This is a genomic window from Gilliamella sp. G0441, from assembly GCF_050589305.1.
GTDB lineage: Bacteria > Pseudomonadota > Gammaproteobacteria > Enterobacterales > Orbaceae > Gilliamella.
Genome location: NZ_JBNRJF010000018.1, coordinates 22,600 through 32,469, shown reverse-complemented (window position 1 = coordinate 32,469; position 9,870 = coordinate 22,600). Strand labels below are relative to the sequence as shown.

The 9,870-nt window shown below is 26.5% G+C and carries 13 protein-coding genes and 3 pseudogenes; all 16 read right to left on the bottom strand.

What is annotated here, in order from left to right:
* Positions 1-324 (bottom strand): annotated as a pseudogene (locus ACKJXD_RS11525) (hypothetical protein); the annotation flags it as partial.
* Positions 325-880: 556 nt separating this feature from the next.
* Complete coding sequence (locus tag ACKJXD_RS11520) at positions 881-1,318, bottom strand: hypothetical protein (RefSeq protein WP_430876375.1); 438 nt, start codon at positions 1,316-1,318, stop codon at positions 881-883.
* 264 nt (positions 1,319-1,582) lie between these two features.
* The gene (locus ACKJXD_RS11515) at positions 1,583-1,918 is read right to left on the bottom strand and encodes a DUF6156 family protein (protein WP_430876374.1); all 336 of its coding nucleotides are present in this window, start codon (positions 1,916-1,918) and stop codon (positions 1,583-1,585) included.
* A gap of 33 nt (positions 1,919-1,951) precedes the next feature.
* Positions 1,952-2,305: a hypothetical protein gene (locus ACKJXD_RS11510; protein WP_430876373.1), complete on the bottom strand. Its 354-nt coding sequence runs from the start codon at positions 2,303-2,305 to the stop codon at positions 1,952-1,954.
* Between the two features lie 13 nt (positions 2,306-2,318).
* Positions 2,319-2,735 (bottom strand): annotated as a pseudogene (locus ACKJXD_RS11505) (RHS repeat-associated core domain-containing protein); the annotation flags it as partial.
* 63 nt (positions 2,736-2,798) lie between these two features.
* On the bottom strand, positions 2,799-3,140 hold the full coding sequence (locus tag ACKJXD_RS11500; protein WP_430876372.1) for a hypothetical protein: 342 nt from the start codon (positions 3,138-3,140) through the stop codon (positions 2,799-2,801).
* A gap of 576 nt (positions 3,141-3,716) precedes the next feature.
* On the bottom strand, positions 3,717-3,941 hold the full coding sequence (locus ACKJXD_RS11495; protein ID WP_430876371.1) for a hypothetical protein: 225 nt from the start codon (positions 3,939-3,941) through the stop codon (positions 3,717-3,719).
* A gap of 172 nt (positions 3,942-4,113) precedes the next feature.
* Entirely contained in the window at positions 4,114-4,455 is a 342-nt protein-coding gene (locus ACKJXD_RS11490; protein ID WP_187755189.1) for a hypothetical protein, read from the bottom strand.
* A gap of 4 nt (positions 4,456-4,459) precedes the next feature.
* Positions 4,460-5,179 carry an RHS repeat domain-containing protein gene (locus tag ACKJXD_RS11485; protein ID WP_430876370.1) on the bottom strand — a complete coding sequence of 240 codons (720 nt, stop codon included), beginning with the start codon at positions 5,177-5,179 and terminating at the stop codon, positions 4,460-4,462.
* A 371-nt stretch (positions 5,180-5,550) separates the two neighbouring features.
* The gene (locus ACKJXD_RS11480) at positions 5,551-6,006 is read right to left on the bottom strand and encodes a hypothetical protein (RefSeq protein WP_430876369.1); all 456 of its coding nucleotides are present in this window, start codon (positions 6,004-6,006) and stop codon (positions 5,551-5,553) included.
* A 302-nt stretch (positions 6,007-6,308) separates the two neighbouring features.
* Positions 6,309-7,040, bottom strand: a complete 732-nt coding sequence (locus ACKJXD_RS11475; RefSeq protein WP_220215174.1) for a hypothetical protein — start codon at positions 7,038-7,040, stop codon at positions 6,309-6,311.
* 187 nt (positions 7,041-7,227) lie between these two features.
* A pseudogene (locus tag ACKJXD_RS11470) lies at positions 7,228-7,290 on the bottom strand (RHS repeat domain-containing protein); the annotation flags it as partial.
* 49 nt (positions 7,291-7,339) lie between these two features.
* Entirely contained in the window at positions 7,340-7,951 is a 612-nt protein-coding gene (locus tag ACKJXD_RS11465) for a hypothetical protein (RefSeq protein ID WP_430876368.1), read from the bottom strand.
* Between the two features lie 30 nt (positions 7,952-7,981).
* Positions 7,982-8,113, bottom strand: coding sequence for a hypothetical protein (locus ACKJXD_RS11460; RefSeq protein ID WP_430876367.1), 132 nt, complete (start codon positions 8,111-8,113; stop codon positions 7,982-7,984).
* A 197-nt stretch (positions 8,114-8,310) separates the two neighbouring features.
* Positions 8,311-8,760 carry a hypothetical protein gene (locus ACKJXD_RS11455; protein WP_430876366.1) on the bottom strand — a complete coding sequence of 150 codons (450 nt, stop codon included), beginning with the start codon at positions 8,758-8,760 and terminating at the stop codon, positions 8,311-8,313.
* 657 nt (positions 8,761-9,417) lie between these two features.
* Positions 9,418-9,768 (bottom strand): hypothetical protein, encoded by a 351-nt coding sequence (locus ACKJXD_RS11450; RefSeq protein WP_430876365.1) that lies wholly within the window; start codon positions 9,766-9,768, stop codon positions 9,418-9,420.
* Positions 9,769-9,870: the final 102 nt, after the last annotated feature.

The following is a 9,870-nucleotide window of genomic DNA, read 5'->3' as shown; positions in this document are numbered from 1 at the left end:
ATTCGGGACATTTAATGCAAAAAAACCTTCTATCTTTTCATTTTCACAATATAGCTCCACATCAAAAAACTGAAGAGTATTTGTATTGGCTTCTAAGACTTCTTTTAAAAGCTTATTTACAAGTATAGGACCTGATGATTCTAATATTAAGGCAGATTTAACTTTATTTAAATTAGATTTTTTAGAGATACTAAAAAACAATTGTAATTCTTTTTCAGGGAAAAATCGTCCTTTCAAAAACTCTTGAAAATCTGTCGAAATATCATTTTCATAAATAACCCAATCATTTGTATTCTTGGTAGTACTTATAATATATCCTTTCATAAAATCATCCCCGGGAATAATGGATTACATCATTTAAATATATTCGTTTTATGTCATTGGCACATATAAGGTTAAATGGAATCGAGTCTTTAGCCTATTAATTATCATACGCCAGATTGTGTTTTTCGTCATGGACTATTCTTGTTTAGGTCGATATTAGCACTCGAAGGTAACTTAAGATTATTAATACTTTGTTGAATATTAAATCCCAATTTATCCAACAATAAATGTTTCAATGACAGGAGAATGATATGACGATTTTAGTACACTGATATTGATAGATTTGATGAAATTTTTGTAATGTCAAAGAGTTAATTAAAAATTTCTAAGTATGAAAGAATGCGTATAAATTTGTCTTAATTATTTAAGACAAATCTAAAAAGTTAGTAATAAATGAGCTACTGTCCATTATTATATTCTAATAGAAATATTTCCTCAGAAAGCTATTTTGAATTTGTAGGTGGTGTTATTTTATCTCTACTTTGGGTTACCCTTCCAGAAAAATATGTATGAAAAGTTGACTGGTTTATTTCTACTTTTCAGCATTTATTCATGGTTAACGCCCTAAAAAAATATCTTTACTGGATCTAAAACTCTCATCTTTAATTTGTTTCTTCTTTTCTATTAAATAGTTATTTGCTTTGATATATATATCTTTATCGCATTCAATGTTTAAGATTAATTTATTATTACTCTTATTTATGATGTGAAAATGATTATCCTTATAATCAAAAATAATATCTTCTACCGCTGTAGCACCTTTATTAAAATTAGATAAATTATAATAATATCTGAAAGTTACATATTCTTTTGAAATATTAATAAAACCACACTCTTTTTCTTTAACCTTAGAAAAAATTTTTAATGTAAAAGAATCATAATCCTTATCATATTGATAGAATTTTATATAAAACTTAGGGCTAAAAATGAACACAATAAATAATAGAGATATTATTAAAAAGATTATTACTGAAATTAACTGATACAATTTCATTTATACCTTCTGCTTGAGATGCATTATACGGAAAAGTTGCTCATTGTCTTTTAAGCATATTATATCTTTTTGGGCTTTTTTAAATATCAAAATTATCAACGTACTTTTTCAAAATTAAGCATCTACATATTATCTAATTCGAATGATATAGGGATTAATTTAAAACGGCTTAAATGAGAGGTATCACTCATGCGCTTACTTATCCGCAATACAGAATGAGAATTATTAAACAAACTACATGTGTTTGGTATCTCATGATTTAATTTAGTAATATTTCTTTTTTTCCTCATTAATATCGGTGATTTTTACTTTTATTAATTTATTTCTTTCATAGACATAATCGTATCTAAAAAAAAGCTTTTCATCGTTATATTTTTCAACTACTTTAAGTTTTTTATTTATATAAATCCCTTTTAAATAATTATTTCTAACTTTTACACTATCAGCACCAATCTCATTGATTAATTTTATTGGATGATTATATCCGGCAAAACTTTTATAATATTTTACTTCTTCCAAAATAGTTTCTTTGAAACCGACGCATTTAGATGCATCAACCTTAACTTTCTTTACTATCTTTTTCAATTCACCAATGCCCATATCTAATCTAATGAAATATATCCATAGTTTTTTTTAAATCAATTTAAGAGTTTGGTTAAATATATCATCTAATTGATCCATATAAGAAGTATTCCATTCTTCAATCTTAAAATCATTTATTTTAGATAAATCAAACGGATCAAAATGATAAATAACAACCTTAAATATAGACTCTATAATCCATAGAATAGATTTTAAAATATCTTTATTGATTGATTTTATATTCAAACGATAATATTCAATTAATCTATTGATATTAAATATTAATTCTTCAAATAAAGAATTATCAAAAACTCTTTTTTCGAATAACTCATAGCAGAAAGTATTGTCAATAAGATCATTTCTATTATCTAGTACAATTTGCTCTATTTCTTTTACCGAATACATTTTTTTAATTTTATTATTTACAAGGACCAATTCTATTTTTAGATAATTCTGTTTTTCTCTTATTTACAGTTCCATCTATATTTAAAACTTCTTTTGCTTTATGATTTTTGGAAAAAGTTTCTACATGATCTTTGTGTAGTTTATCTAAATAATAATAATCTCCTGACTTAAATTTAGCCCCATTTATTTCAACTTTTTTTGTAATCTCATATATACGAGCTCCATCATATTTAAATTTAGTTGGTTTTGAAATAGGTTCCAATATATCACCTAATGTCGTACCAGACAAAACATCCAACCCAAACGGATCCACCCAAGTATTGCTATCATGCGTATAGGCATAAAAATTCGGGTTGTTTCCTTCAAGTTTTATCGGGTCTTGGCTTATATAAGTTCCTGTATTACTGTCGTAATACCTAAACCGATTGTAATAAAGCCCGTCTAGTTCCTTATCTTATATTCAAAACCAATTTTAATGGTTAACTTGTTAATTTTATTTTTCCTCTAACCTCTCCCACAAAAGGTCTAGTAAATCACCATTTATAATTTTACCATTAGAACGTAATTCAAATAAACCTTCTTGGTTAGCAAAAGATGAAATATTATCTAATTTTGAAAAAATACTACTAACAGTATTAACCGTTATCAAGTTAATAAGAGATTTAAGCTCTTCTTTTTGAGAGTTATTTAAACTATCATATAACTTTTTAATTTTTAACCAGTCAGGGTCTTTAATTTCTTTATTATTAAGAGATTTAAGGGTATCTATATAATATGAAGATTTACCTTTTATAACTTCTTTAATAATATTATCTACAAATTTTATATCATTCATATTTATTTACATTTTATTTCAGGTTTTTTAAACGCTTCAGGATACATTTTCTTGTTAAGCTCTATAAGTTCTTTTAGCTTTGAATTTGGAATATCTGGATATACTCTTTTAAGTTCCCTAATGTCTCTAGCTAATAAATTTTTGCCGAATTAATTTCTTTTTTACTCCTTGAAACTACAGTGTTTGTTATAAGATTTTTTATTGTATAACCCTGCTTTAGGAACTAATTATAGCTGGTGCTTTTTCTAAATCGTATTTAGGTATAAATTTACTCATTAATCCTCATCAAGAATTTTTAACTGCTTTACCATATCTTAATTTGATTCCTGATGATAAGAATTTAGGTTTTACGCTTAACTCTAGTTGTAATATCGAGCAAACAGACCTTTTAGCGAAAACGGAGTGTAAAGGGCTTACGCTCTGCCATTCTACGTTAGACTTTTATAACCTTTTTTTGCTTGTTAAATCCTTACTCCCTAATTCGGAATGAGAACTTTTAGACCATTTGAATAATATTCTAAATTTAAAAAGCCGACTCATTGAGTAGGCTTTTTTATTTAGTTATTAATGTATTATCTAATTTTCTAAAATAATTTCTCTAATTTCAAAACCAATAATATTATTTTCTTTTAATGCATAAATTAGGTCTTCTGAAAAAAACATAACTTTTCCTTGTATATTAATAATATCATAATGATATTTATTAAGTAGAAATAGATTCAATGCTACTAGATTAAAATTTATCTCGTTATAATCTTGATAACTTTTGAAGTTAACTTTTTTCATTTCTTTGTGTGTCATAAAAAATGGATTTTTCTAAATCTATTAGCTTACCTTGCGCCACTCCTCCTTAGATTTTTACAACCTGCTCTGGCTTGTTAAAGTCCTTCACCCTAACTCAGAATCGGAATTGTTAGAGAAACTAAATTGATTGTTAAACCAAAAAACCAAATTTTACATTGGTTTTTCCCTTTTAGTTTTTATTTAGTATAGTAAATTCTACACCGTCATTTTCAATATACAAATCATAAATGCGTATATTATTCCTTTCAAGGAATAAATCAAAACTATTGATTTGTTCATCAAGCTCATCTAAAATAGAAAATAAACCCGTATTAATAGATTCTTCTTTTTCTTTTAAAAGATTTTGTAAAGACTCTGGTATTATATCTTTTCCTTTACTTATATTTCCACTATAATGCAATTTATTAATATTATTAAAACTAATTTCTCTATGTAGGCTAACATTGATACTTCCTATGTTCAATTTATTAGAACCTACTATCAATATGATATTATCTATTATTTTCTTCATTTCGTTAAGGACATTTAAAGTTATCCGATAATTTTTTCAAATTACTATTACTAAATCCATCGGCTCCATCCGGATGGATTAATCTAGCATGTGCATCACCTATACCTTTTGTAGGATTATGAATTACATCAAAACCTGCTTCTCTTATACTTTTTGCATCTATTTCTGCAATATTTCCAGCATTAATAATATCATGTAATCGAGTAGCTTTAGTAAAAGCTTCTTTCATAATATCACCAGCTTCTTTAGCACTACTCGCTCTAATTAAAGATATACCTGAAGGATTTAATTTAATTTCTCCTGGTTTTAATTTTAAATTATCTAACCCACTTCCACCAATTCTAAATAACTTAGTATCATCTGATAATGGCATTCCGTTTACTAAATCCAACCCACACGGGTCAACCATCGTATTCGAATCAGACACATAAGCATAAAAATTCGGGTTGTTTCCTTCAAGTTTTATCGGGTCTTGGCTTATATAAGTTCCTGTATTACTGTCGTAATACCTAAACCGATTGTAATAAAGCCCCGTTTCAACATCCTCATACTGCCCCAGTTGCCTGAACGGAATAAATAACTTATTGTTAAAGATATCTTCCCGTATTCTGCCATAGATGTCAAACTCCACCTGCCAAACTAGCTCACCTTTATCATCATAAGCCTGAGCGGGTCTGCCCAAATAATCCGATACAATCGAATAAGACTTACCCTCGCATAGCATATGCTGTGGGAAAATAGCTTTACACTTCTTAATTTTTAAAATTAAGAATTTAAAACAGCTCGAAAAACTCTGAAAAAACAAAAAAACGCTAAGCCGCCAAAAATATATAAAAAAACCACTCTGAAACCGCCCAAATAAAAATTGATAGCGTGTCAAAAGGTGAAAATGTAGAACAAGTGAAGGGATTTAAGCAATTTGGTACAATTATGGATAACTTTTTATTTTGGGCTGCTTTGACAGCCAAAAACTGACAAGAAACTGAATTTTGCGAAGCAATATTTATAAACCTGTGGCTTTGCAACACCTTTTTTTATTCTGCTTTTGGAGCGGAAAGGAATTAAAAAAACCGCTTCAATCGAAGCGGTTTTGTTTTAAAGTTTACTATAAATTTCTTTTAGTTCTTTTTCATATTTTTTTGCATTTGGAATACGAGTAGCTTTTAGATAAGGCTCTAATCCAGAAGGATTAGTTTTAAGCAAAAAATATTCAATTAGATAAAGGAGTAAAAAACTTTTTGAGTAACCAAGTATTGTTTCATTATCATTTTCTTGTTCAGGCTCTTCTCCATTTGGATATTCTTCATCAATTTTTGCATTTTCAAATTTTTGTATTTTATATAAGACAAATTTATTGAAAATTTCTTTATCCATTTCGAGTAATTTCATTGCTTCTTCTTTTGACAAATTTGCCAATTTCATCTTTTGTTCATCACGAGTTGCGACAGGATCTCTATATTCGCTAAGAACTTTTAGCCTTGTTCTTTTCTGTATATTATCAACTAAATTTTTATATTGAATTGAATCAAGTATTTGTTTTGCAATTTCCATTTTATAATCTTTATTTATTACCCAACATCTACACCTTTAATAACGGCATTTAAATCAGAACCTACGGGACAATTGCTTCGTGTTCCCACTGAGTTAATTTTATTAGGTTTGAGGGGGTGTGCCAACTCTTTGTGGTATATTTGTATAATATGATTCTAAAGAATAATCTTTTACCGAAGTAACTTCTGCTTTTCTATTATTAACTTCAACAGTCATTCTGGGAGTATCCCTCGTCCATTCTTGTCAAGTTATCTGGAAATACATTAGATTTCTTAATTTGATATGCAAAATAAATATTTTCCTTAAAAATAAAAAAAACTAAAACTTTTATTAAACTCATCTACAAATTTTTCATTAATAATATCATCGTTTATATCTAAACCTAGCATTTTCCAAAATCTGATTTTTCCTATAGTTGCGTACATATTACTAAAATCCTGATAACCAATTGTCTTAGGTGTTTGATTATCATTCAAATATAATGATTTCATTCTATTAATATTGACTAAATCCATTGTAACAACATCATATAACATTTGATAATCAGCATCTATTATTCCTTTAAATTGGTCATAAAGATTTTCTAAAATGTTTTTATTATCCAATATGATATTTTTATTAAAATTATTATTTAATAAATATTCTGCCAAAATTAATAAGTATACTTTTGAATAATTTTTTAATTCATCTTCATCATCGATTTTAATTTTGTTAATTAATATATTTAAAGAGGCAAATAATATTTTATTTTTAGTTTTAAAATTATAATTAGAAGCCACTAGAAAAAATAAAGAATCTAATAAATCAAAGTAATCTAAAGATGAAAATTCCTTTGCTTTTTCATATTTATAGCAGGATTGAATAAAATAATCTAAAGATTCATCTTTTAATGATTCTAATGGATGATCTAAACAAAAGTTTAATTGCAAAATATTCTTTTTGTTATATAAATCATTACTGGACTCCTCATCAAACTCACCTTTTAACGAGATTAATAATGCTTTTGTAGAATAGAAAAACCTAATATGAGACATATAATTATTTACATTTTTTTATTTTAGCTATTTTAGAATTATCTAATACTTCTATAGCGTCTTGATGAATCGCCCTTTTAGATAAAACCTCATTTGATCTAGTATTATATCTATTACTTCATACATATAAAAATTCGGGTTGATCCCCCGTCAATTTTATCGGGTCTTGGCTAATGTATGAGCCTTATTCAGGATCATAATATCTAAACCGATTATAATAAAGCCCCGTTTCAACATCCTCATACTGCCCTAATATTTACTAAGCCAACTTTTATGAGTTGGCTTTTATTTCAATATTGTTAATCAACAATTTCAAAATTTATATTTTCAGGAATTTCTGAATTAATGGAAAAACTATCTACTTTTTTTAATTCAAAGCCAAGCCCATAGTCTTCATCATCATTTACAGGTTCGTTATGTTTTATCCTTTTATATCCATGTAGCGTAACAAGATATTTTCCTGATGCAAAATTCATTTTTTGAGCTTCATAATAAAACAACTCTTTGCCTTCTACTCCATTTTTTGTAGTATAACCTAAAATGTTTTGAGTAAATTTATTTATATCCCATGCATTAAGAACATCCATGCTACATATCCAAAGTTCATTTTCATTTATCTCTAAATTAAAAATCCCTTTTTCAGCTATTTTAGTCCAATTATTAGCTGAAAAATAAGTTTGTTTTTTATTTTCTGTTATAAAGTCAAAATAAAATTGATTAAAGGACATTGTATTTATAGGTAAGATAATTCCCTTTTCAAGAGTATCATCACTTAACAATTTATTTTTATTAAAAAAGTTAATTAATGATTTACTTTTTATCTTATTTTTTTTGAGATATTTTGAAAAGTTGTTTAAAGAAAACAAACATATCCCATAGCTTCCAGAATCTATTTTATTAATTTTATTCATAATATTATTTACAAGGAATATTTTTACTTTTTATCTTTTTTCTATTTCTTCTAAGGCTTCTAATGGAGTAAGGTTCTTTTGTACAATTCGTCCATTTTTTCCTGGAAATTTTAAGACAACTTTTGCATCAATATCTTTATATACCTCTTTTGCGGCTTTCATAAAATCATCTAAATTCCCAGTGAATTTACTACCCTGCCAAGGAATTATTTTTAACTCAGTACAGTAGTTCAAATATAAGCAAATGCACAAATTTATTTATAGGGTCAATTAATGCTGACTTTTAATTTTTTGAATTAATGTTTTTGCAGTATTATTTAAATCTTCATAAGGTGAGTCTAAATATTTTTCTATGATATTTAGAGTTTCTTATCAATTCCTATTTTGTATAGATCCCAAAGACATTTCTTCCATATGGGGACCATAAATGTCTCTATATTATTAGTATCATTCTTATCAAACTTGTTAATATTTAGTATTTCTGAAAAATACTTTTTATTTTTTACACTTATTTCTATTGAATTTAATAGTCTTTCTAAAAAAGAATAGGATATCCAATCTTTTGTTATTAACTCTTTATAAATTCTATCAAGTTTATTTTTAATATACTCATCATCATGCAAATATTCTTCTATATCCAGATATACTTCTATCTTATCTAAGTCTTTTAAATTAATAGATTCCAATAGTTTTCTATAAAAATAATCTCTATTTTCGTTCAGATTTACTGGATATTCCTTATAAAATGAATTTAAATCTATTTTATTAGTCAATAAATTATAAATTAAACTTTCCTCTTTAGATACCATGATTATTTACTTTTATGCTTATATTATCGATACTTACGTCATCAAATGATATAATATTTTCATTAAATATATCAAGTCTTTTGCCTAGTCCAATATTAATTTTGACATTCTTACCAACTTTTTCTTGCTTAAAATATGCAGAAGTTCCCATTCTATTCAGATTTTACTAACTTTGATTGATCTCTAACACCTATGTTTTCTAATACCTCTGTAGTTTCATCTATCATGGTAAATTTATAAATTCCCCCCCTGTAATTATTAGAAAAATCCTGAGTTTGAAAGGTGAATTTTTTTGTTGGAGATAACTTCTTTATTTTTTCCAGTATTTAAGCATGTTATTTAAAGATAGCTCTCTAAAATATTTAATCTAATCCGACGGGTCAACCATTGTGTTCGAGTTATAGGTATAGGCATAAAAATTCGGGTTGTATCCTTCATGTTTTATCGGGTCTTGGTAATATATAAGCTGGTTGCAGAATTATAATATCGTAACTAATTATGATAAAGCCCCGTTTCAACAACTTCAGAATTTGATGACAGGATTAACAGTCACTTTTAACGGATAAATACACAAAATTTAGGATAGGATCTCTAGGTAATTCATTTTTTTAACCATATTTGTAACTGAGTTGAAGTTCCAATGTTATAATTTAATTATTAACTTTCATCTTCTATTTCCTCTAAAAATATATCCTGTAGATTTCCATTAAGTTTTTTTCCTTTATATAAAAATTGGAAATTTTCCTCTTGTCCTTTCAGATAACTAACACCGTCAATAATACCTAATAAGTTAGAAACTGTATCTGTAATTGACAATTTTAAAAAAGATATAAATTTATCTTTGTCTTTTACATCTAACTTATTATAAAGAGATACTCCATTTTTCCATTCCCCTTCAGGTAATTCATCTTGTTTATTATCCAAATTACTCAAATTAACTTTATACTGATCTAAATTATTTTTTAATACTTCTAAAATTATATTATTTACAAATTCTACATCGTTCATATTTATTTATATCTTATTTCAGGCTTTTTTAAACGCTTCAGTATACATCTCTTTAAACGCTATGAGTTCTTTTAGCTTTGAATTTGGAATATCTGGATATAC

Bases quoted from the DNA above. Each gene is read 5' to 3' on its own strand.
- ACKJXD_RS11520 (WP_430876375.1), bottom strand. From the start codon at position 1,318: ATGAAATTGTATCAGTTAATTTCAGTAATAATCTTTTTAATAATATCT.
- ACKJXD_RS11515 (WP_430876374.1), bottom strand. From the start codon at position 1,918: ATGGGCATTGGTGAATTGAAAAAGATAGTAAAGAAAGTTAAGGTTGAT.
- ACKJXD_RS11510 (WP_430876373.1), bottom strand. From the start codon at position 2,305: ATGTATTCGGTAAAAGAAATAGAGCAAATTGTACTAGATAATAGAAAT.
- ACKJXD_RS11500 (WP_430876372.1), bottom strand. From the start codon at position 3,140: ATGAATGATATAAAATTTGTAGATAATATTATTAAAGAAGTTATAAAA.
- ACKJXD_RS11495 (WP_430876371.1), bottom strand. From the start codon at position 3,941: ATGACACACAAAGAAATGAAAAAAGTTAACTTCAAAAGTTATCAAGAT.
- ACKJXD_RS11490 (WP_187755189.1), bottom strand. From the start codon at position 4,455: ATGAAGAAAATAATAGATAATATCATATTGATAGTAGGTTCTAATAAA.
- ACKJXD_RS11485 (WP_430876370.1), bottom strand. From the start codon at position 5,179: ATGCTATGCGAGGGTAAGTCTTATTCGATTGTATCGGATTATTTGGGC.
- ACKJXD_RS11480 (WP_430876369.1), bottom strand. From the start codon at position 6,006: ATGGAAATTGCAAAACAAATACTTGATTCAATTCAATATAAAAATTTA.
- ACKJXD_RS11475 (WP_220215174.1), bottom strand. From the start codon at position 7,040: ATGTCTCATATTAGGTTTTTCTATTCTACAAAAGCATTATTAATCTCG.
- ACKJXD_RS11465 (WP_430876368.1), bottom strand. From the start codon at position 7,951: ATGAATAAAATTAATAAAATAGATTCTGGAAGCTATGGGATATGTTTG.
- ACKJXD_RS11460 (WP_430876367.1), bottom strand. From the start codon at position 8,113: ATGAAAGCCGCAAAAGAGGTATATAAAGATATTGATGCAAAAGTTGTC.
- ACKJXD_RS11455 (WP_430876366.1), bottom strand. From the start codon at position 8,760: ATGGTATCTAAAGAGGAAAGTTTAATTTATAATTTATTGACTAATAAA.
- ACKJXD_RS11450 (WP_430876365.1), bottom strand. From the start codon at position 9,768: ATGAACGATGTAGAATTTGTAAATAATATAATTTTAGAAGTATTAAAA.